We start from the raw sequence: 25,432 nt of genomic DNA on the forward strand, positions 1-25,432 counted from the left end.
GTTTGACTGCATGGCGGGGCTCCTGCGGCGCCAGCGGCCACCGGCGGTGGGGGTCGGCCTCGGCGCGATCGGGTCGCATCCATGCGCCATTTCGCATCATCGTGCCGCCAACGCCGCACCAGGCCCGGCATCCCCTTTCGCGAGTCAACCTGCCCGCTGCCATGCGCCATGACCGGTCGTTCGCCTTCCCGCCCCGCCTTGCCGTGTTGCCGCTGCTTGCCGCCGCCGTGGCGCTGTCTGGCTGCGTGGCGCAATACCGGGTACCTGCCGGTGCGCCGTCCGCCAGCGTGCGGCTGGTGACCAGCACCGATGAAAACACCTCGTTCACTGTGGTCGATCCGGCCAGATGCCCGGATCCGGCCCGGCCGCTGGTGCTGGCGGGGATGGGCAGGCAGTTGTCGGCGATGGGAAGGGAGCGCGGCCTGGACATGGCCGGGCGTTCGCCGGAGCCGGCCGCGCGCACGCGTGAGCGGCTGGTCGAGGCGGGAAGGCGCATCTATGTGGCGGTGACGTCGGCGGCAGCGCCGCCGCTGCCCGAGATGCGCTGCGCCGCGGGCGTGTCGTTCGTGCCGGTGGCCGGCGCGCAGTACGAGATCCGCTACCAGCGGGACGAGACCGCCAGCCAGTGTTCGGCGCGGATCCTGCGCCTGCAGCCGCTGGCCGACGGCGGCGCGCGCCTGACGGCCGAGCCGACGCAGCAGGGTTTCAGGGCGCTGCGAAAGGATTATGTCTGCCAGGCGTTGTGAAACCCGTCCGGGCCCCCCGGCTGCGGACGGGTTGGCGGGGCAGCGGGCAACCGGCGCGGCCCGCTGAGGCCCGACGGCAGGACTGGCTTACTGCTCGATCAGGAAGCGCTCCGGACGCTTGCCCAGCCAGGCCGGCGCTCGGCCGCGGCCCGACCAGGTCTTGCCGGTCTTGGGATCCATGTACTTCGGGGGCAGGGCGGCGGCAGTCTTGCGCGCGCTGCTGCCGGCGGGACGGCCGCGCTTGCGCCGGGGCAGGATGTCTTCCGCGGTCAGGCCATATTCGGTCATCAGTTCGCGGATTTTATCGATCACGCCCGCCACTTCGTTCGCGCGCACTTCATTCAGCTTGGCTTCCAGCGCTTCCTTCTCAGCCAGGAGTTGCTTGTATGTCGCCATTTATATCCCCTTTCTGCAATTAGGCCGCTGCATGGTACTAGAAATTCAGGTGTCAGGGCACCTGAAAAAATTTTACAAAAAATAACGCAGATTGCACGGACAGATTGTCGGGGCGCTGGTCGGCATCATTGTCTCGCCGAATGCGGGAACCATTGCCGCTTCCATGGCTGCGACATTGCCCCAGCCAATGGTCGTTTTGCAGTGCGGGTTTCCATTTTCTTGCCCTCATTCCGGGCCAATCGAAATACGCGCGCCGCCCGGCTTTAGCGCCTAGACTGTTTGTCTGCGCCCGCGCAGTGCCACGCCACGACTACCGGAGCCCCCCATGAGTCAGCAGATCTTTGTCAATTTACCCGTGCGCGACCTGCAAAAGTCGATTGCCTTCTTTACCCAGCTGGGCTTTTCCTTCAATCCGCAATTTACCGACGATACCGCGACCTGCATGATCGTCGGCGAGAACATTTTTGTGATGCTGCTCACTGAAGCCAAGTTCCGCAGCTTCTCGCCCAATGACATCTGCGATGCGCGCAAAGCCACCGAAGTGCTGGTTTGCCTGTCGATGGAAACCCGCGCCCGCGTCGATGAAATGGTCAATGCCGCGGTGCTGGCGGGTGGCAATACCTACAAGCCGCCAATGGATCTGGGCTTTATGTATGGCCACGGCTTCCAGGACCTGGATGGCCATGTCTGGGAACTGGTGTACATGGATGTGGCGGCAATGCAGGCGTCGCAGTGAACGCGCCATCGCGCCGGGCCCGCGCCAAAAAAAACAGCCCGGGAAAGCAGGAAGCCCGGGCTTGAAATCCACCTGGATCGCGGTGGAGGAGACATCTGGTTGTCAGCGTCCCGGCAACGTCCGGGACGCGCTCATGCGCAGCGTGGTCAGATCGCCCAGCCGCCGGCGTAGAACGCAGCCAGCACCACCGCGATGGCCACGGTGCCGAGATTGAGCTTGCGCCATTCGCCGGCCACGACGCGGCCCACCACCAGGGTGCAGAAGCCCAGCATGATGCCGGTCACGATATTGCAGGTCAGCACGATGAACACGGCGCAGACCAGGCCGGCCAGCGCATCGACCAGGTCATCCATGTGCAGGCGGCTGACGCTCGACAGCATCAGCAGGCCGACGTACATCAGCGCAGGCGCGGTGGCGTAGGACGGCACCAGCGCGGCCAGCGGCGAGAAGAACATCACCGCCACGAACAGCAGGCCCACCACCACCGCGGTCAGGCCGGTCTTGGCGCCGGCGGCGACGCCGACGGTCGATTCGATATAGGCCGCGGCCGGGGCGCCGCCGAACATGCCCGAGAAGATCGAGCTGACCGAATCGGCGGTCAGCGCGCGCCCGCCATTGTGGATATGGCCGGCGGCATTGAGCTGCCCGGCCTGCCCGGCGACGGCGCGGATGGTGCCGGTGGCGTCGAACACCGCGGTCATCACCAGTGCCAGCACGCTCGGCAGCACGGCGGCGGTCAGCGCGCCGCGCACGTCCATGGCGCCGATCAGCGACTCGTGGCCCGGTGCGCTCAGCGACGGCAGCGCGAACACGCCGGTGAACTTCACCGCCGGATCGAAGGCCAGGCCCAGCGCCGAGATGGCGATGATGACCAGCAGGATCCCGCCCGGCACCTTGCGGCGCTCGAGCCCGAAGATCGCGGCCAGGCCCAGCACCGACATCACCACCGGGAACGAGGTGATCTTGCCCAGCGCCACCGGCAGGCCGGCATGCGTGTTCTTGACCACCAGCCCGACCTCATTCGACGCGATCAGCAGCAGGAACAGGCCGATGCCGATGCCGGTGCCGTGCGCGACGCCGGCCGGCAGGTTGCGCAGGATCCAGGAGCGCACGCCGGTGACCGAGATCGCGGTGAAGATCAGGCCCATCAGGAACACCGCGCCGAGCGCCACCGCCGGCGACAGGCCCTGGCCCAGCACCAGGCCAAAGGCCATGAACGCGGTCAGCGAGATGGCGCAGCCGATGGCGATCGGCAGCTTGGCCCACAGGCCCATCAGCAGCGAGCCGAAGGCCGTGGTCAGGCACACCGCGACGAAGACCGCGCTGGTATCGAAGCCGGCCTTGCCCAGCATGCCCGGCACGACGAAGACGGCGTAGACCATCGCCATGAAGGTGGTGACCCCGGCCACCACTTCCTGGCGCTGCGTGCTGCCGCGCGCGGTGATCTCGAAGAAGGCATCGAGCCGGCCTTTGACTTCCGGCACATGGGGAGCGTGGGGGCGTGCGGGATCGGCCTCCGCCGCGGACGACGGATAGGGTTGTTCGATCATGATGGGCTGTCTCCTTGCGGGCGCTGCAACGTCCGTCGTGCGGAACGTCGTCAGGCGGTCTCACGTGGTTCTGGTCTGGGCTGGAGGCGGAAATCCTGGCCAACCCCGCTGTTATCGGTGTGCCGCTTGTCGGTGCCTTCTGTGGGCGTGATCCGGGCAAGGCTGAAGGCTAGGTGAGGCGGCGCCGGCCATCATCACCGGCGCTCAATGCGCGGCATGTGCGACCGAGAATATCGAATGTGATGCATGCGTATCTCTTGACGGTGAAGCCCCTTCAGGTGGCGTTTTCGGCGGCTGCCATTATCAGGCGGTGAATATACGGCCTATAGGGAATGACCCGAATGCCCGGCAGTCGACTTCTCTATACTAGGGATAACCCTGAATCGTCTCGAGATCCGGGCCGAATCCCGGCCATAAGTGCTTCACGAGACACTAAACCTGTTTCCGAACCGGAAAGGAAGAATCGCCATGCAAGCACTCGCCGACACCCTCTATCGCCAGCCCGCCCAGCCCAAGGCCGCGCAGCCGAAGTCCGCGCAGCCCGCCGCGGAGCCGGCGCGCGATGTCGCCTATTACGCCCGCATGGGCGGCGGCCAGTCGCTGGCCGCGCGCGTGCGCGCCTACTTTGCGCAGGGCTGGGCGCTGTACGCCGCCAATGCCCGCGAAGCCGCGCCGATCCGCTGGCTGTAAAGTCCCACACGCCGCGTCAGTACATGCCGGTGCGGGCCATGAACGCCTCCAGCGTCCAGCCGCGCCCGAGCAGCAGCATGCGCGTATGCAGGCCGTCGCGCGTGGCGGCATCGACATCACCGCCGAGCCACGTCAGCGTCTTGCTGCGCAAATCCACATAGCCCATGGCGTAGTCAGGGGCCAGTGCCTGCCATAGCGCGTGGGCACCCGCCGACTGCCGCGCGCCGCTCAGCAGGCATAGCCCGCCGTCCAGCGCCCAGCGATAGAGCGCCCGCGCCAGGCCGCGGCGCTGGTAAGCGGGCGCAAACTTGGTATGCGGCGCCCGCACCCACGGATCGGCCCGGCGGCCGACTTCGACCAGGCGGTTGAAGACGGTATAACCGGCCAGCCGGCGCTGCATCACGTCTTCCACATACACGTAGTACTCGCCGTCGGCCTCGCGGTAGCGCAGGCGCAGGCCCTGCGCGCCCGCCGGCAGGGCGGGCATCGCATGGAGGCGGTCGCCCGGCCGGCCGATGCGGCCGTGCAGGGCGTCGAGTTCGCGCTCGATCTCGGCGGGGGTCAGTTCAACGTCGATGCGCAGTTCGAGCGCGCGCGGCAGCGCCGGCGCCGGCAGGCGCAGGGCATGGAAAGTCGCCATGGCAGTCTCCGACCCGCTCAGGGATTGAGGAGCAGGTAAAGGGCGGCGAGCGCCACCATGGCGCAGAAGGTATGGCGATAGAGCGGTGACATGTCTGGCTTTCTCCTGGCTGCATGATCGAGCGGGTGCCGGATGGCATCCGCGACATGGGCCGTGCGGGAAAGCTCAGGGCTGGAGGGTGGCGCCCCGAACTGCCCGCACGGCCAGGAAAAGCACGGCGCGGCGGACCGGGTTGCAGGCGGGGAAGTGCCTGGCCAGGTCAGGGGCAAGGCCTTGCTGCGCGGCGCGCGCGCGCACGCCTGCCGCCGGCTGGGCCGGGCGGTTCAGGGTGGCGAAACGGGCGAAGCAAGGCATGGGGGCGGGAGGCGATATGGTTCGGAGGCACATTGCTTATGCCACACTTCATATGGAATGTCCAGCCAAGTCGCCGGCTTCCGCCGTGAACTCCGTTCTACTTCGTACGCCCGCCGGCGGCTGACAGCGCGCGGGGAGGGGCTGTCGCCATCGTTCATTGTGAACACTGTCTACATGTACTAGACTCGGAAACATCGTTCACCCGGCCTTCTTGCAGGAGCCAAGATGACGACTTCCCCCACCCCCGAAACGGATACCGGCCCGGTCCGCCTGCTGGTGGCCACCACCAAGGGTGCCTGGTTCCTGACCAGCGACGCCGCGCGCCGCGGCTGGCAGATCGACGGTCCGACCTTCCTCGGCCATACCATCCACCACATCGTGCAGGACCCGCGCGACCCGTCGCGCCTGCTGATGGCGGCCCGCACCGGCCACCTCGGCCCGACCGTGTTCCGCTCCACCGACGGCGGCCGCAACTGGACCGAGGCGGCGCGCCCGCCCGCCTTCGACAAGGTGCCCGAGGGCGAGGCCGGGCGCGTGGTCGACCACGTGTTCTGGCTCACCCCCGGCCATGCCAGCGAGCCCGGCACCTGGTACGCCGGCACCTCGCCGCAGGGCCTGTTCCGCAGTGCCGACCATGGCGCGACCTGGGAACCGGTGCGCGGCTTCAACGATCATCCGATGTGGCGCGCCTGGACCGGCGGCGAGCAGGACGGCACCCCCGACGGTCCCAAGCTGCATTCCGTGCTGGTCGATCCGCGCGATGCGCGCCACCTGTATATCGGCATGTCCAGCGGCGGCGTGTTCGAGAGCACCGACGCCGGCGCCGACTGGAAGCCGCTGAACCGCGGCAGCATCGCCAATTTCCTGCCCGACCCCAACCCGGAATACGGCCAGGACCCGCACTGCATGCTGCAGCATCCCGCCAACCCGGACATCCTGTACCAGCAGAACCATTGCGGCATCTACCGGATGGACCGCCGCGAAGGCGTGTGGAAGCGGATCGGCGAGGCGATGCCGGCGGAGGTCGGCGACATCGGCTTCCCGATCGTGGCGCACCGCCGCGACCCGCGCACGGTGTGGGTGTTCCCGATGGATGGCAGCGACGTGTGGCCGCGCGTGAGCCCGGGCGGCCGGCCCGCCGCCTATGTCACGCGCGATGGCGGCGAGACCTGGCAGCGCCAGGACCGCGGCCTGCCCGCCGAACAGGGCTGGTTCACGGTCAAGCGGCAGGCCATGGCCACCGACGGCCATGCTCCGGTGGGCGTGTACTTCGGCACCACCGGCGGCGAGCTGTGGGCCAGCGCGGACGAAGGCGAGGCCTGGCAATGCATCGCCCGCAACCTGCCGCAGATCTACGCGGTCAGCGTGGCACGTCCGGCCTGAGCGCCGGCCGCCGCGCCGGAGGATTTAACATGCAGGTCCGTATCGCGACGCCGCTGTTTTCCTATACCGGACAGCGCGAATATGTCGAGGGCCGCGGCGCCAGCATTGCCGAGCTGCTCGACGACCTTGACCGCCAGTTTCCCGGCATGCGTTTTCGCATCGTCGACGAGCAGGGCAAGCTGCGGCCGTATATCCGCGTCTTCGTCAATCGCGCACAGCTGATGCGGCTGGATGCGCCGTTGCGGGAGACCGACGAGGTGCATATCCTGCAGGCGCTGGCAGGCGGGTGAGACCCGGCTATAGCGCCTGCAGGTACTGCCATGGGTAGATGCCGCGGTCGTGCCCGTCGCTGAACACGATCTGAACGCCGTAGCCCATGTCCCCGAGGGCGACGATTTGCAGGTCGCGCATGCCGCCCTCAGCCGGCTTGCCGCGGCAGGCGGCGCAGCGGCATGCCGCGCGCAAGCGGGCCGGGTCCAGCGACTGGCGCTTTCCGTCCGGCCAGCAGATGCGCAGCGCGCCTTCGCTGCGCGACAGCTCCAGGCGCGTGGGGATGACCATGCCGCGGCTCATGCCGGTCCCGGCGGCGAGCCGATCTGCGCCAGCGCGATGCGCGCGGCCTTGCGTACCTCCGGATCGGCATCGTCCGCCGCAACGGTCAGGGCCGGCAGCGCCGCCGTATCCTGCAGGCTGCCCAGCGACAGCGCGGCCTCCTTGCGCAGGTTGCTGATGGCGTGGGTCAGTTGCACTGTCAGCGGCGCCGTCGCGGCGCGATCGCGCAGCTTGCCGAGGGCCCTGGCGGCCTGCAGGCGGACTTGCCAGTAGGGGTCTTCCAGCGCGTCGATCAACGGGCGCACGGCGTCGGGGAACTTCAGTTTTCCCATGGTCCGCGCAGCTTCTTCCCGCACCTGCCAGGCCCTGTCGCGCAGCGCCGCAAGCAAGGCGTCGCATGCCGACGGGTCGGCTGCCAGGCCGAGGGCCCCGGCGGCGGCGCGCCGCACGTCGGTGTCGGTGTCGCCGGTGGCGGCCTGGGCCAGCGCCGGCAGGGCTTCGTTGCGCTTGAGCCAGCCCAGCACGGCCACGGCTTCGCGCCGCACCGGCGCGGCCGCATCGGACAGCGCGGCCATGGCCGCATCGAAGCCTGGCGCATGGCGCAACTCGCGCAGGCCGCGCCACGCGGACGCCCGGACAAAGGGGTCTTGGTGCGTGACCCACGGCAGCAGGGCGGCGCCGGAAGCCGGGTCTTTCAACTCTGACAGCCCTTGCGCCGCGGCGTCCGCCACTTCGCGGCTGGGATCGGCCAGGGCGGCGGCCAGGGCCGGCACGACCTCTGCCTGTTCCCAGCTGGCCAGCGTGCGCGCGGCTTCGGCGCGCACGGTCTCGGCAGGGTCGGATTGCAGCCGCTGCAGCAGCAGCGGCACGCCGTCCTCGTCCTCCAGGTCGGCTAGTTGCAGCACGGCCACGCGGCGCACGGCGGGGTCGGGGTCGGCCAGGCGGAGCGCCAGCGCGCGGATGGCGGGATCGAGGCCAGGCTGGGCGTGGTCAGGCAAAGCGGAAGCGTGCGGCATGGATGGCAGTCGGGTCGATATGGCAGTCAGGCGGCAGTCGCGAGCGCGCCGGCCTGGGTGTGGTCATGGAGCAGGTCGCGGCAGCGGCGCTTGAGCCGGATGAAATCGTCGTCGGTCATCAGCTCGGCGCGGCGTGGCCGCTCGAAGGGGATGGCGATGTCTTCCAGGATGCGTCCGGGCCGCTGCGACATCACCAGCACCCGGTCTGCCAGGAACAACGCCTCGTCGATGTCATGGGTGACAAAGACCACCGTGGTGCGCATCTGCGTCCAGATGTCGAGCAGCAGCGCCTGCATGTGGGCGCGGGTCTGCGCGTCGAGCGCGCCGAAGGGCTCGTCCATCAGCAGCACGCGAGGCCGGTTGATCAGCACGCGCGCGATCTCCACGCGCTGCTGCATGCCGCCGGAGAGCTCGGCTGGATATCGCCGCGCGAAACTGCCCAGCCCGACCAGGTCCAGCAGGGCCTGCGCCTCGCGCTTGCGCTCGGCGGCGGCAACGCCCTGCATCTTCAGGCCGAAGCCGACGTTGTCGAGCACGCGCTTCCACGGGAACAGCGAGTGCTGCTGGAACACCAGCCCGCGCTCCGGGGCGGGGCCGCGCACGGGTGCCCCGTCGAGCAGGATCTCGCCCGCCGCCGCCGGCAGGTGGCCGGCGATAGCGCCCAGCAGCGTGGATTTGCCGCAGCCCGACGGCCCCAGGATGCAGACGAACTGCCCGGCGGGAATGTCGATGGAAAGCTGGTGCACGGCGGTAAAGCCGGACTCGCCGTGGCCCAGCGCCACGTCCAGGCCGCGCACCTGCAGGCGGCCCGCGCGGATCGGTTGGCTGGTCATGCGCGCACCTGCTGCAGGCGGGTCCATGGCATCAGCCATGCGCCGGTTCGCTTGATCAGTGCGCTGCTGCCCATGCCGAAGGCGCCGATCAGCAGCATGCCGACGACGATGTCGGCATAGTTCTGCAGGTTGTAGGCCTCCCACGTGTAGTAGCCAATGCCGTACTGGCCCGCGATCATCTCGGCGGTGACCAGGCAGAACCACGACGTGCCCATGCCGATCGCAAGGCCCGTGACGATGCTGGGCAGCGCCGCGGGCAGCAGCACTTCGGGGAAGAGCGTCCAGCGGCGCGCGCCCAGGCTGCGGGCCGTGGCGATCAGCCGGGGATCGGTACGCTCCACGCCGTGGATGGTGTTGAGCAGGATCGGAAAGAGCGCCCCGATGAAGGTGATGAAGATCATGCTCAGCTCCGACGAGGGGAACATCAGGATTGCCAGCGGAATCCACGCCACGCCCGGGATCGGGCGCAGCACCTCCAGCGGCGGCAGCAGCAGGTCTTCCAGCCAGCGCGAGCGGCCGATCGCCATGCCGAGCACGATGCCCGCCACGGCCGCCGCGCCGAAGCCGGCAAACACGCGGTAAAGGCTGTTGCCCAGGTGCAGCACCAGCTTGGGCGACTGCAGCAACTGCCAGGCCGCGGGCACCACGTCGCTGGGCGCCGGCACGTTGGCGAACGTGACAATGCCAAGATGGGCCCGGTGCGACGAAGCCAGTTGCCACAGCACGATGCAGGCCGCCAGCGCGGCCAGGCGCACCAGCCAGTGCGCCAGCCGCCCGCGTGCCGCGCCCGACGCGGCCGGCGCCACCGGGGACGGCCCGGCTTCAAGCGTGATTGCGGTCATCGCTGCGCTCCGCGTCAGTTGCTGGCGACGGCAACGGCTGCGCCGCTGACCGCGGCGAAGTCGCGCACATTGCCACCATTGGCCTTGGCCCAGCCATCGGCGGAGCCCTTGAGCAGGAAGGCGCTGACCTGTCCCTTGCCGTCCTGCACGTACCACGCCTTGTTCGCGAGCAGCTTCAGGCCGGTATTGCGGTCATGCACATACAGCACGCGCGCCTGCCTGCCCTCCTTTGCAGCCTGCCTGAGCGCGGCGAACGCTGCCGCCGGCGAGGCATAGGCGCGCACCCTGGGCTCGCCGCGCAGCCAAAGTTGCGCGGCCAGCTTCGGTTCCGCGATGGGCTTGCCGCTGGCCGCATCCCTGGCGGCGAGGGGCTGCTTGTCGTAGGCCTTCAGGCGCGCCTCGTAGTCCAGGCCCTCGAGCCTGAAGGCTTCGCGGATGTAGCGGTCGTCGATCACGGTGTCGGCGCTCAGCTCGGCATCGGTACGCTTGAGCAGCTTCAAAGTCTCGATCGAGGTCCGCAGCGCCTGGCGGTATTCCGGCTTCCAGGTGTAGTCGCGGTTCTGCAGGCCGAGCGGGCCGTGGAACAGGTAGTCCACCTCGGCGTCGATGCCGGTCACCTTGGCAATCAGTTCGCTGTATTTCTCGGGCTCGGCCGCCATCAGCCGGTCGGCCTCGATGGCGGCGCGCAGGTACGCCACCACGATCTCCGGATATTTCTGCGCATAGTCCGCGCTCACCAGCGCGCCGTGGAAGGTGGGCGCCTCGGCCTGCGAGCCGTCATAGATCTTGCGGGCAAAGCCGCGGAAGGCGAACAACTCGGGGAACGGCACGAAGTTGGCATGGCCGTCGACCTTGTGCGCCTGCAGCGCCGAGCCGCCGACCTCGGGCGACTGCGACACCAGCGTCACGTCCTTGTCCGGGTCCCAGCCCTGGCGCTTGATCGCGCGCAGCAGCATGCCGTGCGCGGTCGAGCCGAACGGTACCGAGATGGTCTTGCCCTTGAGCTCCGCCAGCGACTGGACCGGGGAATCGGCGGGGACCACGATGCCGTTGCCGGTGCCGATCGCATTGCCCGACAGGGGCGCGATAAACAGGCTCTTCTTGCCGGCCTTCTGGAAGGCCGCGGCATTGAGCGAGCCGGGGAAATCCGCCATGGCGCCGATATCGAGCTTGTCCGCCACCATCTCGTTGGTCAGCGGCGGGCCGGAGGTGAAGTTCTTCCATTGCACGTCGTAAGTGACGTCCTTGTACTTGCCGGTGCGTGGCAGGTATTTGTCGAGCAGCTTCAGTTCGCGAATCAGCAGGCCGCCGGTGGCGCAGTTGATGGTGGTGTCCTGCGTGCCGATGGCGACACGGATGGTTTCGGCGCTGGCTGCGCCGCCGAGGCTGGCGGCGGCCAGCGCCAGGAACAGGTGGAGGCTGGTGGAGGCTTTCATGGGGCTATCTCTGTGGTGCTGTGGTCATGAAGCGGGGCCATCAACGCAGCAGGTACGGGATCTCGACCCGGACCGCGCCCGTCGGGCAATCCTTCTCGCAAGGCATGCAGTACCAGCACTCGTCGAACTGCATATAGGCCTTGCCCTTGGCCAGGTCGATAGCCAGCAGGTCCATCGGGCAGACATCGACGCAGACCGTGCAGCCCTTGTCGGCAATGCATTTGTCTTCGTCGATGGTGACGGGTGCGCTGCTGCGCTGGGTGATTTCATGCGGGGTGTAGGCCATGGCGTGGGTTCCTTCAGACGGCAGCCAGGGTGGCCGGTCCGGACATTGCGGCCGTGGCGGCCGGGGCGGGAGCGTGGCCGCGGCCGACGCGCAGCCGCTGGTAGGCGGTGGCGTCGTCGCCTTCCACCGGCACGATGTACGGTTCGATCTCGCGCTTGTGGCTGACCATGCGCCCGGCGTGATCCTTGCTGAGGTGCGTATGGCAGAACCATTCGGCGTCATTGCGCTGCGGATAGTCGACGCGATGGTGGTAGAGGCCCCAGCGGCTCTCGGTGCGGAACAGCGAGGCGCGGGCCGCCATCTCCGCGCAGTCGCGGATCGCCATCACCTCGACCGCGCGCATCAGCTCGTGCGGATTGGCGGCGCGGATCTGGCCGATGTCCTCGGCGATGGCATCGAAGCGCTGCAGGCCGATTTCCATCTTGCGCGTGACCTTGGGCGGCTGCAGGTAGTCGTTGACCATGCGGCGCAGCTTGTATTCCACCTGCGCGGGCGGCAGGCCGCTCGCGCGTGCCAGCGGCGCGAACACGCGCGCGCGCTCCGCCCCGACCTGGGCCGCATCGGCTTCGGGCAGGGCGCGGCCCGCAACGTAATCGGCGGCGTTCTGCCCGGCAAACCAGCCATAGGTGAAGGCGCCCAGCATGTAGTTGTGAGGCACCGCGGCCATGTCGCCGGCGGCATAGAGGCCCGGCACCGTGGTTTCGGCGCGCTCGTTCACATGCACGCCGGAAGCACTGTGGCCGCTGCAGAAGCCGATCTCGGAGATATGCATCTCGACCATCTGCTTGCGGTAGTCGGTGCCGCGCCCGGCGTGGAACTGTCCGCGGCTGGGGCGTTCGTTGGTGTGCAGGATGGTCTCGATGGTCTGGATGGTTTCTTCGGCCAGGTGGTCCAGCTTCAGGAACACCGGGCCGTTGCCGCCTTGCAACTCCTGGTAGAACTCCCACATCATCTGGCCGCTCCAGTAGTCGCATTCGATAAAGCGCTCGCCCTTGCCGTTGGCGGTATAGCCGCCCAGCGGGCCGGTTACGTAGGCGCAGGCCGGTCCGTTGTAGTCCTTGATCAGCGGATTGATCTGGAAGCACTCGAGGTTGGCCAGCGCCGCGCCGGCGTGATAGGCCATGGCGTAGCCGTCGCCGGCATTGGTGGGGTTCTCGTAGGTGCCCATCAGGTAGCCGGACGCGGGCAGGCCCAGGCGGCCGGCCGCGCCGCAGCACAGGATCACGGCGCGGGCGCGGATCACGTGGAAGTCCGCGGTGCGGCAGTCGAAGCCCATCACGCCGCTGGCGGCACCGGTGGCGTCGGTCAGCACGCGCGTGGCGACGATGCGGTTGGTGATCTCAACCCGCGCGCGCTTGAGCTGGCGGTACAACACCTTCTTGACGTTATGTCCTTCCGGCATCGGCAGCACGTAAGAGCCCATGTGATGGACCTTTTTCACTGCGTAGTCGCCGGTCTCGTCCTTCTCGAACCGCACGCCCCAACGGTCCAGTTGCTCGATGGTGGCGAAGCTGTGGCGCGCGTAGGCATAGACGGTGGACTGGTCGACGATGCCGTCGTTGGCCACGGTGATCTCGCGCGTGTACTGCTCGGGCGTGGCGTGGCCGGGGATCACGGCGTTGTTGAGCCCGTCCATGCCCATCGAGATGGCGCCGCTGCGCTTGACGTGCGCCTTGTCGAGCAGCAGCACGCGCAGCGCGGGGTTGCGTTCCTTGGCCTTGATCGCGGCCATCGGGCCGGCGGTGCCGCCGCCGACGACAACGATGTCGTATTCGTGAGTCAGGGTGTTCATGCGGAGGGCTTCCCCTTGCTGGCTGGTTTGCGGGGCCGCGCGCGGCCTGCGGTGTGGTTGACGTGGGTGGCAGGCGCCGCCTTGTGCCGGTCTGCACGCAGCCGGTACTGGAACGCGTCGCCGCGGAAGTAGAGAAACTCGTAGTCGATCGGCGTGCCTTGCGCGTCGTGGGTCAGGCGTTCGATGCGCAGCACCGGCGCACCGTCCTGGATGCGCAGCGCCCGGGTCAGGTCGTCGTCGGCGAGGATCGCGTCGACGCTCAGGTCGGCATGGCCGAGCTTTACGCCGCAGTCGTTTTCCAGGATCAGGAAGATGTCGCGCGTGGCGAGGTCGGCATTGAGCAGGCGGCGGCCGACGGCCGCCGGCACCCAGGTCAGCTCCAGCGACACCGGTTCGCGGTTGAGCAGGCGCACGCGCCGGATCTCCACCACCGGGTCGCCTTCGCGCAGATGCAGTTGCGCGGCAACGTGACGGCTGGCGGGCACGCGTTTGCAGCTGCGCACCTGGTTCAGGATTTCATAGCCCATGCTCGACATCGCTTCGGCAAAGCCTTGCAGCGAGGTCACGTTCTGGAAGGCGCGGGGCTTCGAGACGAAGGTGCCCTTGCCGTGGATCCTGAAGATCAGGCCCTCTTTCTGCAGGTCGCCCAGCGCCTGCCGCACGGTGATGCGGCTGGCGCGGAAGCTCTCGCCCAGCTCGCTCTCCGACGGCATCTGGTGGTGCGGCGGATAGGTGCCGTCGAGGATGCGGGCGCGCAAGGCATCCTTGATCTGCGTGTAGAGCGGCAGCGGGATCGGCATGGTGGCCGGCAATGCCGTGGCGCCGAGGGTGGGTACCGCGTTGGTCCGGGAGGTCATCGGATCGACATAGCGTGTTATGACAAGTTGGGAATCACTATATGGACGACGCCGTGCCGGAGGAACGAAGCAATCCGGATATGCAAGGATGAAATCCGAACTTGCGCTGGCTGCGCCACTCAACTCCCGATGCCGCTCGCCGATATCCAGTCATGGACCCTGCCGTGCGCCATCCGCCGCGGCCGCGGGCAGATGACAACGATGGCGGCAACACACACACGCACGGCACGGGAGCAACGCATGAGCAGTTCCATGAGGGACATCGACGAACGGACTAACCTCACCAACAACAACCAGTTCGAGCTGCTGCTGTTCCGGCTCGGCGAGGCGGAGCATTCCGGCCAGTCGGAGCTGTTCGGCATCAATGTCTTCAAGGTGCGCGAGATCCTGGTGATGCCGCCGGTGACGACCGTGGTCGGTGCCGGCCCGTCGATCCTGGGCATGGCCGATATCCGCGGCCAGGTGATTCCGGTGATCGACCTGCCGCGGCTGGTAGGTTGCAAGCCGCGCGGCGGCCTGGGCATCCTGCTGGTGACGGAATACGCCCGCTCGACCCAGGGCTTCGCGGTCGAGGCCGTCGAGGAAATCGTGCGGCTGGAATGGAACCAGGTGCATTCGGCCGAAGGCAGCGTGCGCACCGGCCATGTGACCAGCATCGCCAAGCTGGAAGGGGGCGCGGATGGCGCCGGGGGCGGTGCGGACGCGGCACGCCTGGTGCAGGTGCTCGACGTCGAGCAGATCCTGCGCGACGTGCTGCCGACGCGCCAGCCTGATGTGGATCCGGGCGAGGTCGGGCCGCAGCTGCAGCTGCGGCCGGGCGCCAGGGTGATCGCCGCCGACGACTCCGCGCTGGCGCGCGGGCTGATCGAGCAGGGCCTGAAGGCCCTGGGCGCGCCGGTGGTGATGACCAAGTCCGGCAAGGAAGCCTGGGAACTGCTGGACCGCATCGCGACCGAGGCCGCCAGCCAGGGCCGCCCGGTCCAGGACGACGTGGCGCTGGTACTGACCGACCTGGAAATGCCCGAGATGGACGGCTTTACGCTGACCCGCAAGATCAAGGCCGACAGCCGGCTGAAATCGCTGCCCGTGGTGATTCATTCATCACTGTCGGGGGAGGCCAGCGAAGAACATGTGCGCAAGGTGGGGGCCGATGCCTATGTGGCCAAGTTCGTGGCCAAGGAGCTGGCCGACACCATCCGCGCGGTGCTGACCCGTTAGGCACGCTGCCGCGGATCCGAGTCGGCAGGCACAAAATGCAAGCGCCCGCAACCATTCCCGTACGCCGGTTGGTTGCCTATAAAACGGGCACTCCAGCGCGTTCCAGCACGGACGCGCCCTTCGCGGTTGTCAAGAGGGGGGATATCCACTGTTCCTGTGGATATTTTCTGTGGACAAGTCGGAGCCGCCGGTGCCCTCCCGGCCGGCATCGCGCGATGCCGGCCGGGAAGCCCCAGCCGCGGCCCGGCGCGGGCTCCGCGCCGCCGCGCTCCCTGGTGCCGCCGCTCCTCGCTCTCCCTGTTCTCGCCTCCCTGCGTCGTTGCGCTACTTGGGCTGGGCCACCGTGCGCAGGTAGGGCTTCAGCGTCTTGAAGCCCTGCGGGTATTTCTTGCTGGCTTCCTCGTCCGAGACCGAGGTCGGGATGATGACGTCCTCGCCCGGCTTCCAGTTGACCGGCGTGGCCACGGTGTGCTTGGCGTTGAGCTGCAGCGAATCCAGCAGCCGCAGCACCTCGTCGAAATTGCGCCCCGCGCTCATCGGATACACCAGCATCGCCTTCACCTTCTTGTCGGGGCCGATGATGAACACCGAACGGATGGTGGCGTTGTCCACCGCGGTGCGCGGACCGCTGCCGCTGGCCTCCGGGTGGATCATGTCGTAGAGCTTGGCCACCTTCAGGTCGGCATCGCCGATCATCGGGTAGTTGACGGTACAGCCCTGCGTTTCCTCGATGTCCTTGACCCAGCGCTGGTGATCCCCCACCGGATCGATGCTCAGTCCGATGATCTTGGTATTGCGCTTGTCGAACTCGGGCTTGAGCCGGGCCATGTAGCCCAGCTCGGTGGTGCACACCGGCGTGAAGTCCTTGGGATGCGAGAACAGGATGGCCCAGCCGTCGCCGATCCACTCATGGAAGCTGATCTGGCCTTCCGTGGTCTCGGCGGTGAAATCAGGGGCTTGCTCGCCCAGTCGAATCGCCATGGTTGCGCTCCTTGCAGTTGGCATGGTTTGGAATCGCGCGTTGCCGCGCACTGTTGCCCGCTATCCCCGCTATCCCCGCTATCCCGCTATCTCCGCCACCCCGTCTTGGCGCTGTCTCCCGTCAGCGGAACACCAGCACCGGGATCGTGCTGTGGGTCAGCACCTTGTGCGTCTCGCTGCCGATCAGCAGCGCCTGCAGCCCGCGCTTGCCATGCGACGACATCACAATCAGGTCGCACTCGCGCTCCTGCGCGCACGCGATGATGGCCTGCCAGGGATGGTCGTCGGTGGCGGTGATGGTGTCGCAGGGCACGCCGGCCTGTGCCGCGCTGTGGCTCAGCGCGGCCAGGAAGGTGTCGGCGTGGCGCGCGGCTTCGGCGGCGAAGTTGCTCTTGGTGTCTTGCAGGCTGGTGAGCCGGTAGGTCAGCACGTGGTACTCGGGGAGCACATGCAACCCGGTCACGCGGGCGCCGATGCGGCTGGCGAATGCCATCGCACGGCCCACCATGGCATCGGCGCGCGCGGAGCCGTCGGTCGGTACTAGCAGGTGCCTGTACATGATGAGCCTCCGCTTGCAGAGAGATACCGCGCCAGCCCGGCGCTGTCCGCGCACTGGCGGGCGAGCCAATCCAGTATAGGAATTGCGCGGCATAAGGAACAGGACGCCCGACGCCCCGGCGCGCGGCCGCCAACCCGGCCGGAGCCGGGGCAAGCATTAACATGCTGTTATCATTCGATTCACCTTTGCCCCCGCACCGATGGAAGGGACTGAAGCATGATTGCGCTACGCGAAGCCTGGCTGGCCGGATTGTTCCAACGCGGCAACTGGCTGCCGAACGTGGTCTCGGGCGTGATCGTGGGGGTGGTGGCGCTGCCGCTGGCGATGGCGTTCGCGATCGCCTCGGGCGCCAAGCCGGAGCAGGGCCTGTACACGGCCATCGTCGCCGGGCTGGCGGTATCGCTGCTGGGCGGCAGCCGGCTGCAGATCGCCGGGCCCACCGGCGCCTTTATCGTGGTGCTGTCCGCGGTGACGGCGCGCCACGGCATCGACGGCCTGCAGATCGCCACGCTGATGGCGGGCCTGATCCTGCTGGCGATGGGGCTGACGCGTCTGGGCAGCGTGATCCGCTACATTCCCGCGCCGGTGATTGTCGGCTTCACCGCCGGCATCGGCGTGATCATCTTCGTCGGCCAGTGGCGCGATTTCTTCGGGCTGCCACCGGTGGCCGGCGCGCATTTCCATGAAAAGCTCTGGCACCTGCTGCAGGCGCTGCCGCAATGGCACCCCGCCACCACCGCGCTGGCGCTGGGGAGCCTGGCGCTGGTGGTGGGCGCGCCGCGCGTGCGCTGGCTGCGGCGCGTGCCGGGGCCGCTGGTGGCGCTGGTGGCGGCCACCGCGGCGCAGGCGCTGTTCGGCTTCGACGGCGTGGCCACCATCGGCACGGCCTTCGGCGGCCTGCCGCGCGGGCTGCCGGTGCCGGCGCTGCCGGAGATCACGCTGGCGCGCGTGCTGGAGCTGGCGGGGCCTGCCTTCACCATTGCCATGCTCGGCGCGATCGAGTCCCTGCTGTCGGCCGTGGTGGCCGACGGCATGGCGGGCACCCGGCACGACTCCAACCAGGAACTGGTGGGGCAGGGCATCGCCAATGTGCTGGCACCGTTGTTCGGCGGGTTTGCCGCCACCGGCGCGATCGCGCGCACCGCCACCAATATCCGCAACGGCGGCAACAGCCCGCTGGCCGGCGTGGTGCATGCGCTCACGCTGGTGCTGGTGCTGCTGTTCCTGGCGCCGCTCGCGGCCAGCGTGCCGCTGGCCGCGCTGGCCGCGATCCTGTTCGTGGTGGCCTACAACATGAGCGAGATGCGCCAGTTCGCCCGCATGGTGCGGCGCGCGCCGCGCGCCGATGTCGCGATTTTGCTGATCACCTTTACGCTGACGGTGTTGACCGACCTGGTGGTGGCGGTCAATATCGGCGTGATCCTGGCCATGCTGCAGTTCCTGCGGCGCATGTCGGCATCGGTGGAAGTGGCACCCCAGGCCGCCGAGGCCGTCGCGCGCGAACTGGGCGATGCAGGCACCGGCGCGGTGGCGCCGATGCCGCCGGGCGTGATGGTCTATGTCATCGACGGTCCGTTCTTCTTCGGTGCCGTCGAAGCGTGCGAGCGTGCCCTGGTGCAGACCCATACCGAGCCGCGCGTGCTGCTGATCCGCCTGGGCCGCGTGCCCTTCATGGACATGACCGGGCTGCAGACGCTGGAGGCGGTGATCGTCACGCTGCAGAAGCGCGGCGTCGCCGTGGTGCTGGCCGAGGCCAACGCGCGGGTCCGGGAAAAGCTGGCGCGCGCCGGCGTGCTGGCGGCGCTGGGCGAGGGCAACTACGCGGATTCGCTGGCGCAGGCGGCGCAGCGCTGCGCGGTGCTGGCGGGAGACGGAGACGGCGAGGCCAACGCCCCGCCCTGAACTTACTTCTTCTGGCGCGTGCTGCCCGCCGGTTTGGGCTTGGTGGCGTAATCCACGCCATGCTGCGCCAGGTAATCGCGGATCAGCTGGCGCACCACCTGCGACGGCGTCAGGTCCTGTGCGGCGCACAGCGTTTCAAAGGCCTTCTTCTTGACCGGATCGATCAGGATGGTAAGGCGGGCGGTCTTGGATTCCATGAGGGTGTGCGGCGCTCCGGGCCGGAGATGGCGGCGGCGATTGGATGGGCATTATATACAGCGCTGCCGCGGGGCTTTGGCGGCCGTGTGCATGCTGGTGGCTTGCTCCCCTCTCCCGCGTGCGGGAGAGGGAGCACACAGCTGGTGCTGGCAAAACCAGTAGTCTTCCCTATTCCGCCATCTCCAGATCCGCAATCACCGCCGCCAGGAACCGCGCCGCTTCCCCGCCCGTGACCACGCGGTGGTCGAAGGTCAGGCTCAGCGGCATGACCCGGTGCACCGCGGGCACGCCGCCGGCCGCGACCACTTCATCGCGCACGCGCCCGGCGCCCAGGATCGCCACGGTGGGCGGCACCACGATCGGCGCCGCATAGCGCCCGGCGATCATGCCGAAGTTGGACAGCGTGATGGTGTTGCCGCGCATCTCCTCGGGGGCGATGGTGCGCGCGCGGATATCGGCGCGCATGCGGTCGAGCCCGCGGCGCAGGTCGGCGGCGTCGCGGTTGCCGACATCGCGCAGCACCGGCACGAACAGGCCCTCGGGCAGGTCGGCGGCAATGCCGACGTCGATCTTCTTCAGCACGTGGCGGCGCCCGGTCTGTCCTTCGTACCAGGCGTTGAGCCCGGGCTCGGCGCGGCAGCCGGCCACCAGCGCGCGCACCAGCCGGATGGTGACGTCGGCGCCGGCGTGCCAGGCGTGGATATCGGCGTCGTCCATCACGGTGGCGGCGGCCACTTCCGCCTGCGCGCGCGCCATGTTCTGCGCCATCGCGCGGCGCACGCCGCGCAGTTCTTCCGGCGCGCCAAGATCCTTCAGCGTGGCGGCGACCCGTTCCACGTCGGCGGCGGTGACGATGCCCTCGGGGCCCGATGCGGTCGCCATCGCCAGGTCCACGCCCAGCCGGCGCGCCAGCGCTCGTACCGCCGGCGTGGCCTTGACGCGCGCGGCCATGCCCGCCGCGGGCGCCGCCGTGCCGGGCGGCGCGGCTTCGCTGGCCACGTGCGTGCCGACCTGGACCGAGCCCACCACGGTGCCGGCGTCGGCATCCTCGCCGGCGCCCTCGAAGCCCACCAGCGGCGCGCCCAGGTGCACGATGTCGCCCGGCTGCGCAAACAGCTTGCCGATGCTGCCGGCATAAGGCGAGGGGATTTCGACGATCGCCTTGGCGGTCTCCACCGACAGCAGCGGCTGGTCGGCCGCCACCGTGTCGCCGGTCTTGACGTGCCAGGCCACGATCTCGGCCTCCTGCAGGCCTTCGCCCAGGTCGGGCAGCTTGAAGACTCGCATCGGTCCTCCTTGGCTAGCTTGAACGGTCCGGTTGCGGCCGGCGGCCTACGCCGCCAGCGCCCTGCGCGCGGCATCGACGATGCGCGCGACGCCGGGCAGGTAGGTGTACTCCAGCCGCGCCAGCGGCACCACGGTATCGAAGCCGGTCACGCGCTGCACCGGCGCGGCCAGCGAGTACAGCCCCGCGTCGGCCAGCTGCGCCGCGATCTCGGCGCCGAAGCCGGCGGTGCGCGGTGCCTCGTGCACGATCACGCAGCGGCCGGTGCGCGCGACCGCCTCCAGGATGGTCTGCATGTCCAGCGGCTTGAGCGTGGCCACGTCGATGACGGTCGCGGTGACGCCTTCGGCGGCCAGCGCGTCGGCGGCGGCCAGCGTCTCCTGGACCATCGCGCCCCAGCTCACCAGCGTGATGTCGCTGCCTTCGCGCAGCGTGAAGCAGGTGTCGAGCGGCAGCGCCGCGCCGTCATCGGCCACCTCCTGGCGGAACAGCCGGTACAGCCGCGTGGGCTCGAGGAAGATGACCGGATCGGGATCGGCGATTGCCGCCAGCAGCAGCCCGTACGCGCGTGCCGGCGATGACGGCACCACCACGCGGATGCCCGGCATGTGCGCGAACATCGCCTCCGGGCTTTCGGAATGATGCTCGGGCGCGTGGATGCCCGCGCCGCACGGCGAGCGCACCACCAGCGGGCAGGCGAGCCGCCCGCGCGTGCGGTGCCGCATGCGCCCGGCGTGGTTGATGATGTGATCGACCGCCGGGTAGATAAAGCCGGTGAACTGGATCTCGGCCACGGGTTTGAGCCCCATCGCCGCCATGCCGATCGCCGCGCCGACGATGCCGCCTTCGGCCAGCGGCGTATCCATGACGCGCGCGGCGCCGAAGCGCGCCTGCAGGCCCACGGTGGCGCGGAACACGCCGCCGTTGACGCCGATGTCCTCGCCCAGCAGCAGCACATCGGGGTCGTGGTCCAGCGCATGGGCCAGCGCCAGGTTGACTGCTTCGACCAGATTGATTTCCGCCATGGTTCGCTCGCTGTGGGACCGGGTCGGGGAAGGAGTGCGCGGGCAGCGCCGGCGGCGCTGGCAGCGGCTAGCCGTGCTGCGCCGGGAAGCGCCGCGCGATCTCCAGCTGCGCCTGCAGCTCGGCCGGCATGGCCGCGTACAGGCAGTCGAACATCGCGGCCGGGTCCGGCGGCGGCATGGCCAGATAGGTTTCGACCGCCTGCGCCACTTGCTGCGAACACGCCCTGACCAGCGCTTCCTCGCGCGCCGCGTCCCAGGCATGCAGGGCCAGCAGGTGGGTGCGCAGCCGCAGCAGCGGCTCGTGCTGCCAGTGCGCCTTGACGCTGGCTTCGTCGCGGTAGCGCGAGGCATCGTCGGCGGTGGTGTGGTCGCCCAGCCGGTAGGTGATGGCCTCGATCAGCGCGGGGCCGCCGCCATCGCGGGCGCGCGCGATCGCTTCGCCGACGCGGTGGCGCACCGCGACCACGTCGTTGCCGTCGACCTGCTCCCCCGGGATGCCCGCGGCAATGGCCTTCTGCGCCAGCGTCTGGGCCGCGGTCTGGCCGCTGCGCGGCATCGAGATCGCCCACTGGTTGTTGTTGATCACGATCACCAGCGGCGCGCGCCACGCGCCGGCCATGTTCATGCCTTCATAGAAGTCGCCCTTGGAGGTGCCGCCGTCGCCCAGCAGGCAGACCGCCACGCGCGGCTCGCCGCGCAGCTGGAACGCGTAGGCCGCGCCGGCCGCGTGGCACACCTGCGTGCCGATCGGCACGCAGTTGGCAAAGTCATGCGGCGCCGCGGCAAAGCCGCTGCCGCGCTCGTCGCCGCCCCAGTAGAGCAGGCTCTCGGTCATCGTGACGCCGCGCACAAACTGCGCCGCGTGGTCGCGGTACGAGGGCACCAGCACATCTTCCGGTCGCATGGCGTAGGCCACGCCCACGCCGATGGCCTCCTGGCCCAGGGCCGACGCGAACGTGCCGATCTTGCCGGTGCGCTGCAGCGCGATTGCCTTCAGGTCGAACTGGCGCGTCAGCACCATGGCCTGGTACAGCGGTACCAGCGCGTCAGGGTCGCTGCCGAACGGGGGAGGGGGAGCAGTGGTGGGAGTGGTGTCGCCCGGTGGGGCAAGGTAGCGGGTATAGCCGATCTCAAAGCGCGCAACCGTGGACATGGCAGGTCTCTCGATGCGGTTGTCTCGACAGGATCCGCGCGGACCGGGGCGAGGATCTTCGCAGCCCTCCGCGGCAATGATCGCGTTGTGATCCCTGCCGTGCTTTTTGGGCGCGGGGGACTTGAGCTTGAGTGTAGGGCATTTGCGCGGCCGGCGCCGCGCGAAATTGTCTTGCTGCGCACAATGCGGCAGTGCGCGCGCGAGCCGCCGCTCAGCCTTCCAGGTGCGGCTGCATCAGCGCGCGGAACCACTCAAGGAACACCGCGAGCCGTTGCGAACGCTGGCGCCGGTGCGGGTAGAGCAGCGAGACCGGCATGGTGGGTGGGCGCCAGTCGGGCATGACTTCCAGCAACTGTCCGCTGTCGAGCAGGTGCTGCACGTCGAAGCGCGGAATCTGGATCAGGCCGATTCCGCCGAGGCAGCAGGCGATATAGCTCTCGGCATTGTTGACCGAGACGCGCGTTGCCACTTCGGCCTCGTGCGCGCTACCCTCGGCATCCAGGAATTCCCACGGCAGGTCCCGGCCGGTGCGGGGGCTGGCGTAGCCCACCGCGAGATGGCCGCGGCGCAGCTCGCTCGGCTCACGGGGCTCGCCGTGTTCGCGGAGGTAGGCCGGGCTGGCGCAGTTGACCAGCGCGATCCGGCCCAGCGGCCGCACTACCAGGCTGCTGTCGGCCAGCACGCCGAAGCGCACCGCGCAGTCGACGCCTTCCTGCACCAGGTCGATCGCACGGTCGCTGGAGCCCAGCGACAGCTGCAGCCGCGGATGGCGCCGCAGCAAGGCGGGCAACGCAGGTGCCACCAGCCGGCGCGCGATGCGGCTGGGCATATCGACGTTCAGTCGGCCGCTGGCCTGGCGCTGGCCGGCCTGGAACAGCTGGTCGATATCCTCGACCTCGGCCAGCAGCGGGCGCAATCGTTCGAGCAATTGCGCGCCGTCGGCGCTCAGCCGAACCTGGCGCGTGGTCCGGTGCAGCAGGCGCGTGCCAACCTGGGCCTCCAGGCCCTGCACCGCCGCCGACACCGAGGCGCGCGGCAGCCCAAGCGCATGGGCGGCCTTGATGAAGCTCCCCATCTCGGCCACCTGCAGGAATACGCGGTACTGGTCGAATCTGTCCATGCGCCTCGCTCGTCGATGGCGCAAGCATACCTGCAATGCGTGCGGGTACCGGCGCCTGGCGGGCTGGCCTATGGCTTATTTGGTCGTGTATCCGCCGTTGATGAGCAGGGTCTGGCCGGTGATCCACCAGCCGTCGCTGACCAAGTGGCGGATCAAGGGCACCACATCCTCGATATGCGTCAGTCCCGTCGGCGAGAACGGCGACAGCGCCGCCGCGCTCTTGTGATAGGCCACGGCATCGTCGCCCTCCTGGCCGTAGAAGAACGGCGTGTCCATCGGGCCCGGACCCACCGCCGTCACCGAGATGCCGCGCGCGCCGAACTCCTTGGCCGCGGCGCGGGTAAAGTGTTCGACCGGCGCCTTGGTGCCGGCATAGGCGGCATAGAAGGGCGTGAACGCACCCAGCAGCGAGGTCACCAGCGTGACGATCTTGCCGTGGTCGTTGACGTGGCGGCCGGCTTCCTTGAGGAAGAAGAAGGCGCTCTTGGCGTTGACGGCCGACATCTCGTCGTACTCGGCCTCGCTGATGTCGGCGAACGGCTTCTTCAGCACCTTGCCCACCGTGTTGATGGCGATATCGGGACGGCCCACCGCGGCCACGGCATCGGCAAACAACCGCTCGACCGCGCCCGCGCTGGTCAGGTCCGCCTGCAGCGCCACGGCCTCGGCGCCGCTTGCCTGGAGCGCCCGGACCGTGGCATCGGCGTCGGCGCGCGAGGCCGCGCTGTTGTAGTGGATGGCGATAGCGCGGGCGCCCTGGGCGGCCAGGTCGCGCGCGATCAGCCCGCCCAGGTTCTTGGCGCCGCCGGCGATCAGCGCGACCTTGCCGCGGATGGAATGGTCAGCCATGAAACTCTCCTGTGGATGCGTCGAAGGAGGCTTCAGCTTAGGCGGGCAAGAGGTGGGAATAAATCGGCGGCGACTGGATAGATCATCCAGAAAACCAGAACAATGCGGGGCGGCATCGGACGCGGCGGCGGTGCCGTGCCGGCCCGTAGAAGTCAAAGCGAAGGCGCGCCCCGTGGCGCGCCTTGCGGGCCGGGCGCAGCGTTCAGCGCTGGTACGGCGGCGGCACGAAGCCGGCGAAGCGCTGCTGCGTCACCGCCTTGAACTCCGCGGACTGGTAGGCCTCGCGGATGTCCTTGACGAAGGGCTTGTTCAGGTCGGCGGTCTTCACCGCGACCAGGTTCATGTAGTAGTCCGGAATCTTCTCCAGCGCCAGCGCCGAGGTCAGCTTCAGCCCCGAGGCCAGCGCATAGTTGCCGTTGACGAAGGCATAGTCGACATCGTCGAGCGAGCGCGGCAGCTGCGCGGCTTCGAGCTGGACCAGCTTGAGCTTGTGCGGGTTGGCGTCGATATCGCGTTCGCTGGCGCGGATCGGGTCGGTGCCTGGCTTGAGCGTGACCCAGCCGATCTGCTGCAGGATGGCGATGGCGCGCGCCAGGTTGGTCGGATCGTTCGGCAACGACACGGTGTTGCCCGGCTTCACCTCGGCCAGCGCCTTGTGCTTGCGGCTGTAGATGCCGATCGGCGCGGTCGGCACCTGGACCACGTCGCTCAGGGCCAGCTTGCGGTCGGCCGAAAATTTCTTCAGGTAGGCCACGTGCTGGAAGGCATTGGCGTCGATGGCGCCGTCGGCCAGCGCCAGGTTGGGCTGCACGTAGTCGCTGAACTCGACGATGGTGACCTTGTAGCCGCGCTGTTCCAGCAACGGCTTGACGCCATAGCGGATCTGGTCTGCGTACGGGCCCGCGGTGGCCCCGAAGCGGATTTCCTTCTTGTCCGGATCGGCCGCGGCGGCGCCATGGACCACGCCCAGCGCCAGCACGACTGCTGCCAGCCGCGCGGCCAGGCCGAATTTCCCGTATTGCATCGGATGCTC

Annotated in this window: 27 protein-coding genes; 7 read left to right on the forward strand and 20 right to left on the reverse strand. The window is 68.7% G+C overall.

Annotated features, from left to right (window positions below; genetic code table 11):
• Positions 1-161 precede the first annotated feature (161 nt).
• A complete protein-coding gene (locus tag CBM2588_RS21420) occupies positions 162-746 on the forward strand; it encodes a hypothetical protein (protein ID WP_115682377.1) in 585 nt (194 codons plus the stop codon).
• A gap of 87 nt (positions 747-833) precedes the next feature.
• Here the strand turns inward: CBM2588_RS21420 and CBM2588_RS21425 are convergent, their stop codons facing one another.
• The gene (locus CBM2588_RS21425; protein ID WP_111516681.1) at positions 834-1,142 is read right to left on the reverse strand and encodes an H-NS histone family protein; all 309 of its coding nucleotides are present in this window, start codon (positions 1,140-1,142) and stop codon (positions 834-836) included.
• Positions 1,143-1,467: 325 nt separating this feature from the next.
• Here CBM2588_RS21425 and CBM2588_RS21430 point away from each other — a divergent pair, with 325 nt between their 5' ends.
• Positions 1,468-1,878, forward strand: coding sequence for a VOC family protein (locus CBM2588_RS21430; RefSeq protein WP_115682378.1), 411 nt, complete (start codon positions 1,468-1,470; stop codon positions 1,876-1,878).
• A gap of 146 nt (positions 1,879-2,024) precedes the next feature.
• Here the strand turns inward: CBM2588_RS21430 and CBM2588_RS21435 are convergent, their stop codons facing one another.
• Complete coding sequence (locus CBM2588_RS21435) at positions 2,025-3,428, reverse strand: NCS2 family permease (RefSeq protein WP_115682379.1); 1,404 nt, start codon at positions 3,426-3,428, stop codon at positions 2,025-2,027.
• Between the two features lie 468 nt (positions 3,429-3,896).
• Here CBM2588_RS21435 and CBM2588_RS21440 point away from each other — a divergent pair, with 468 nt between their 5' ends.
• A complete protein-coding gene (locus tag CBM2588_RS21440) occupies positions 3,897-4,118 on the forward strand; it encodes a hypothetical protein (protein ID WP_115682380.1) in 222 nt (73 codons plus the stop codon).
• A 16-nt stretch (positions 4,119-4,134) separates the two neighbouring features.
• Here the strand turns inward: CBM2588_RS21440 and CBM2588_RS21445 are convergent, their stop codons facing one another.
• Entirely contained in the window at positions 4,135-4,758 is a 624-nt protein-coding gene (locus CBM2588_RS21445; protein ID WP_115682381.1) for an N-acetyltransferase, read from the reverse strand.
• A gap of 579 nt (positions 4,759-5,337) precedes the next feature.
• On the opposite strand from CBM2588_RS21445, the gene CBM2588_RS21450 reads away from it, so the two are divergent.
• Positions 5,338-6,495 carry a sialidase family protein gene (locus tag CBM2588_RS21450; RefSeq protein WP_115682383.1) on the forward strand — a complete coding sequence of 386 codons (1,158 nt, stop codon included), beginning with the start codon at positions 5,338-5,340 and terminating at the stop codon, positions 6,493-6,495.
• Between the two features lie 29 nt (positions 6,496-6,524).
• On the forward strand, positions 6,525-6,785 hold the full coding sequence (locus tag CBM2588_RS21455; protein ID WP_115682384.1) for a MoaD/ThiS family protein: 261 nt from the start codon (positions 6,525-6,527) through the stop codon (positions 6,783-6,785).
• Between the two features lie 7 nt (positions 6,786-6,792).
• Here CBM2588_RS21455 and CBM2588_RS21460 read toward each other — a convergent pair whose 3' ends face one another.
• From CBM2588_RS21460 to CBM2588_RS21495, 8 genes are read right to left on the reverse strand one after another with little or no spacing between them, the layout of a single operon-like run.
• Positions 6,793-7,056 carry a gamma-butyrobetaine hydroxylase-like domain-containing protein gene (locus CBM2588_RS21460; RefSeq protein ID WP_231942228.1) on the reverse strand — a complete coding sequence of 88 codons (264 nt, stop codon included), beginning with the start codon at positions 7,054-7,056 and terminating at the stop codon, positions 6,793-6,795.
• Between the two features lie 8 nt (positions 7,057-7,064).
• A complete protein-coding gene (locus CBM2588_RS21465; RefSeq protein WP_115682386.1) occupies positions 7,065-8,063 on the reverse strand; it encodes a HEAT repeat domain-containing protein in 999 nt (332 codons plus the stop codon).
• Positions 8,064-8,089: 26 nt separating this feature from the next.
• The gene (locus CBM2588_RS21470) at positions 8,090-8,896 is read right to left on the reverse strand and encodes an ABC transporter ATP-binding protein (protein ID WP_115682387.1); all 807 of its coding nucleotides are present in this window, start codon (positions 8,894-8,896) and stop codon (positions 8,090-8,092) included.
• On the reverse strand, positions 8,893-9,738 hold the full coding sequence (locus CBM2588_RS21475) for an ABC transporter permease (protein WP_115682388.1): 846 nt from the start codon (positions 9,736-9,738) through the stop codon (positions 8,893-8,895). The genes CBM2588_RS21470 and CBM2588_RS21475 overlap by 4 nt, the downstream gene beginning before the upstream one ends.
• Positions 9,739-9,752: 14 nt before the next feature.
• Entirely contained in the window at positions 9,753-11,174 is a 1,422-nt protein-coding gene (locus CBM2588_RS21480) for an ABC transporter substrate-binding protein (RefSeq protein ID WP_115682389.1), read from the reverse strand.
• Positions 11,175-11,214: 40 nt separating this feature from the next.
• A complete protein-coding gene (locus CBM2588_RS21485) occupies positions 11,215-11,460 on the reverse strand; it encodes a 4Fe-4S dicluster domain-containing protein (protein ID WP_115682390.1) in 246 nt (81 codons plus the stop codon).
• Positions 11,461-11,473: 13 nt separating this feature from the next.
• Positions 11,474-13,252 carry a fumarate reductase/succinate dehydrogenase flavoprotein subunit gene (locus CBM2588_RS21490; protein WP_115682391.1) on the reverse strand — a complete coding sequence of 593 codons (1,779 nt, stop codon included), beginning with the start codon at positions 13,250-13,252 and terminating at the stop codon, positions 11,474-11,476.
• Positions 13,249-14,052 (reverse strand): GntR family transcriptional regulator, encoded by an 804-nt coding sequence (locus CBM2588_RS21495; protein WP_115683682.1) that lies wholly within the window; start codon positions 14,050-14,052, stop codon positions 13,249-13,251. Before CBM2588_RS21495 ends, CBM2588_RS21490 begins: the two co-directional genes overlap by 4 nt.
• A gap of 297 nt (positions 14,053-14,349) precedes the next feature.
• Between CBM2588_RS21495 and CBM2588_RS21500 the strand changes: the two genes are divergently transcribed.
• Complete coding sequence (locus CBM2588_RS21500) at positions 14,350-15,327, forward strand: chemotaxis protein (protein WP_115682392.1); 978 nt, start codon at positions 14,350-14,352, stop codon at positions 15,325-15,327.
• 324 nt (positions 15,328-15,651) lie between these two features.
• Here the strand turns inward: CBM2588_RS21500 and CBM2588_RS21505 are convergent, their stop codons facing one another.
• A complete protein-coding gene (locus CBM2588_RS21505; RefSeq protein WP_115682393.1) occupies positions 15,652-16,308 on the reverse strand; it encodes a peroxiredoxin in 657 nt (218 codons plus the stop codon).
• Positions 16,309-16,429: 121 nt separating this feature from the next.
• Positions 16,430-16,867 (reverse strand): universal stress protein, encoded by a 438-nt coding sequence (locus CBM2588_RS21510; RefSeq protein WP_115682394.1) that lies wholly within the window; start codon positions 16,865-16,867, stop codon positions 16,430-16,432.
• Positions 16,868-17,083: 216 nt separating this feature from the next.
• On the opposite strand from CBM2588_RS21510, the gene CBM2588_RS21515 reads away from it, so the two are divergent.
• Complete coding sequence (locus CBM2588_RS21515; RefSeq protein WP_115682395.1) at positions 17,084-18,769, forward strand: SulP family inorganic anion transporter; 1,686 nt, start codon at positions 17,084-17,086, stop codon at positions 18,767-18,769.
• Between the two features lie 2 nt (positions 18,770-18,771).
• On the opposite strand, the gene CBM2588_RS21520 is transcribed toward CBM2588_RS21515, so the two are convergent.
• The 7 genes from CBM2588_RS21520 to CBM2588_RS21550 form a co-directional block, all read right to left on the reverse strand.
• Positions 18,772-18,966, reverse strand: a complete 195-nt coding sequence (locus tag CBM2588_RS21520) for a ribbon-helix-helix domain-containing protein (protein ID WP_018006421.1) — start codon at positions 18,964-18,966, stop codon at positions 18,772-18,774.
• A 169-nt stretch (positions 18,967-19,135) separates the two neighbouring features.
• Positions 19,136-20,254, reverse strand: coding sequence for a dihydrolipoamide acetyltransferase family protein (locus tag CBM2588_RS21525; RefSeq protein ID WP_115682396.1), 1,119 nt, complete (start codon positions 20,252-20,254; stop codon positions 19,136-19,138).
• 45 nt (positions 20,255-20,299) lie between these two features.
• Positions 20,300-21,277 (reverse strand): alpha-ketoacid dehydrogenase subunit beta, encoded by a 978-nt coding sequence (locus CBM2588_RS21530; protein WP_115682397.1) that lies wholly within the window; start codon positions 21,275-21,277, stop codon positions 20,300-20,302.
• A 67-nt stretch (positions 21,278-21,344) separates the two neighbouring features.
• Positions 21,345-22,430 carry a pyruvate dehydrogenase (acetyl-transferring) E1 component subunit alpha gene (gene pdhA / locus CBM2588_RS21535; protein WP_115682398.1) on the reverse strand — a complete coding sequence of 362 codons (1,086 nt, stop codon included), beginning with the start codon at positions 22,428-22,430 and terminating at the stop codon, positions 21,345-21,347.
• 211 nt (positions 22,431-22,641) lie between these two features.
• Complete coding sequence (locus tag CBM2588_RS21540; protein ID WP_115682399.1) at positions 22,642-23,550, reverse strand: LysR family transcriptional regulator; 909 nt, start codon at positions 23,548-23,550, stop codon at positions 22,642-22,644.
• A 75-nt stretch (positions 23,551-23,625) separates the two neighbouring features.
• Positions 23,626-24,399 carry an SDR family oxidoreductase gene (locus CBM2588_RS21545; protein ID WP_115682400.1) on the reverse strand — a complete coding sequence of 258 codons (774 nt, stop codon included), beginning with the start codon at positions 24,397-24,399 and terminating at the stop codon, positions 23,626-23,628.
• Positions 24,400-24,601: 202 nt separating this feature from the next.
• On the reverse strand, positions 24,602-25,423 hold the full coding sequence (locus tag CBM2588_RS21550) for a MetQ/NlpA family ABC transporter substrate-binding protein (RefSeq protein WP_115682401.1): 822 nt from the start codon (positions 25,421-25,423) through the stop codon (positions 24,602-24,604).
• Between the last annotated feature and the right edge of the window lie 9 nt (positions 25,424-25,432).

The organism is Cupriavidus taiwanensis (assembly GCF_900250075.1).
In the GTDB taxonomy this organism is placed as follows: domain Bacteria; phylum Pseudomonadota; class Gammaproteobacteria; order Burkholderiales; family Burkholderiaceae; genus Cupriavidus; species Cupriavidus taiwanensis_C.

Bases quoted from the DNA above. Each gene is read 5' to 3' on its own strand.
- CBM2588_RS21420 (WP_115682377.1), top strand. From the start codon at position 162: ATGCGCCATGACCGGTCGTTCGCCTTCCCGCCCCGCCTTGCCGTGTTG.
- CBM2588_RS21425 (WP_111516681.1), bottom strand. From the start codon at position 1,142: ATGGCGACATACAAGCAACTCCTGGCTGAGAAGGAAGCGCTGGAAGCC.
- CBM2588_RS21430 (WP_115682378.1), top strand. From the start codon at position 1,468: ATGAGTCAGCAGATCTTTGTCAATTTACCCGTGCGCGACCTGCAAAAG.
- CBM2588_RS21435 (WP_115682379.1), bottom strand. From the start codon at position 3,428: ATGATCGAACAACCCTATCCGTCGTCCGCGGCGGAGGCCGATCCCGCA.
- CBM2588_RS21440 (WP_115682380.1), top strand. From the start codon at position 3,897: ATGCAAGCACTCGCCGACACCCTCTATCGCCAGCCCGCCCAGCCCAAG.
- CBM2588_RS21445 (WP_115682381.1), bottom strand. From the start codon at position 4,758: ATGGCGACTTTCCATGCCCTGCGCCTGCCGGCGCCGGCGCTGCCGCGC.
- CBM2588_RS21450 (WP_115682383.1), top strand. From the start codon at position 5,338: ATGACGACTTCCCCCACCCCCGAAACGGATACCGGCCCGGTCCGCCTG.
- CBM2588_RS21455 (WP_115682384.1), top strand. From the start codon at position 6,525: ATGCAGGTCCGTATCGCGACGCCGCTGTTTTCCTATACCGGACAGCGC.
- CBM2588_RS21460 (WP_231942228.1), bottom strand. From the start codon at position 7,056: ATGGTCATCCCCACGCGCCTGGAGCTGTCGCGCAGCGAAGGCGCGCTG.
- CBM2588_RS21465 (WP_115682386.1), bottom strand. From the start codon at position 8,063: ATGCCGCACGCTTCCGCTTTGCCTGACCACGCCCAGCCTGGCCTCGAT.
- CBM2588_RS21470 (WP_115682387.1), bottom strand. From the start codon at position 8,896: ATGACCAGCCAACCGATCCGCGCGGGCCGCCTGCAGGTGCGCGGCCTG.
- CBM2588_RS21475 (WP_115682388.1), bottom strand. From the start codon at position 9,738: ATGACCGCAATCACGCTTGAAGCCGGGCCGTCCCCGGTGGCGCCGGCC.
- CBM2588_RS21480 (WP_115682389.1), bottom strand. From the start codon at position 11,174: ATGAAAGCCTCCACCAGCCTCCACCTGTTCCTGGCGCTGGCCGCCGCC.
- CBM2588_RS21485 (WP_115682390.1), bottom strand. From the start codon at position 11,460: ATGGCCTACACCCCGCATGAAATCACCCAGCGCAGCAGCGCACCCGTC.
- CBM2588_RS21490 (WP_115682391.1), bottom strand. From the start codon at position 13,252: ATGAACACCCTGACTCACGAATACGACATCGTTGTCGTCGGCGGCGGC.
- CBM2588_RS21495 (WP_115683682.1), bottom strand. From the start codon at position 14,052: ATGCCGATCCCGCTGCCGCTCTACACGCAGATCAAGGATGCCTTGCGC.
- CBM2588_RS21500 (WP_115682392.1), top strand. From the start codon at position 14,350: ATGAGCAGTTCCATGAGGGACATCGACGAACGGACTAACCTCACCAAC.
- CBM2588_RS21505 (WP_115682393.1), bottom strand. From the start codon at position 16,308: ATGGCGATTCGACTGGGCGAGCAAGCCCCTGATTTCACCGCCGAGACC.
- CBM2588_RS21510 (WP_115682394.1), bottom strand. From the start codon at position 16,867: ATGTACAGGCACCTGCTAGTACCGACCGACGGCTCCGCGCGCGCCGAT.
- CBM2588_RS21515 (WP_115682395.1), top strand. From the start codon at position 17,084: ATGATTGCGCTACGCGAAGCCTGGCTGGCCGGATTGTTCCAACGCGGC.
- CBM2588_RS21520 (WP_018006421.1), bottom strand. From the start codon at position 18,966: ATGGAATCCAAGACCGCCCGCCTTACCATCCTGATCGATCCGGTCAAG.
- CBM2588_RS21525 (WP_115682396.1), bottom strand. From the start codon at position 20,254: ATGCGAGTCTTCAAGCTGCCCGACCTGGGCGAAGGCCTGCAGGAGGCC.
- CBM2588_RS21530 (WP_115682397.1), bottom strand. From the start codon at position 21,277: ATGGCGGAAATCAATCTGGTCGAAGCAGTCAACCTGGCGCTGGCCCAT.
- pdhA (WP_115682398.1), bottom strand. From the start codon at position 22,430: ATGTCCACGGTTGCGCGCTTTGAGATCGGCTATACCCGCTACCTTGCC.
- CBM2588_RS21540 (WP_115682399.1), bottom strand. From the start codon at position 23,550: ATGGACAGATTCGACCAGTACCGCGTATTCCTGCAGGTGGCCGAGATG.
- CBM2588_RS21545 (WP_115682400.1), bottom strand. From the start codon at position 24,399: ATGGCTGACCATTCCATCCGCGGCAAGGTCGCGCTGATCGCCGGCGGC.
- CBM2588_RS21550 (WP_115682401.1), bottom strand. From the start codon at position 25,423: ATGCAATACGGGAAATTCGGCCTGGCCGCGCGGCTGGCAGCAGTCGTG.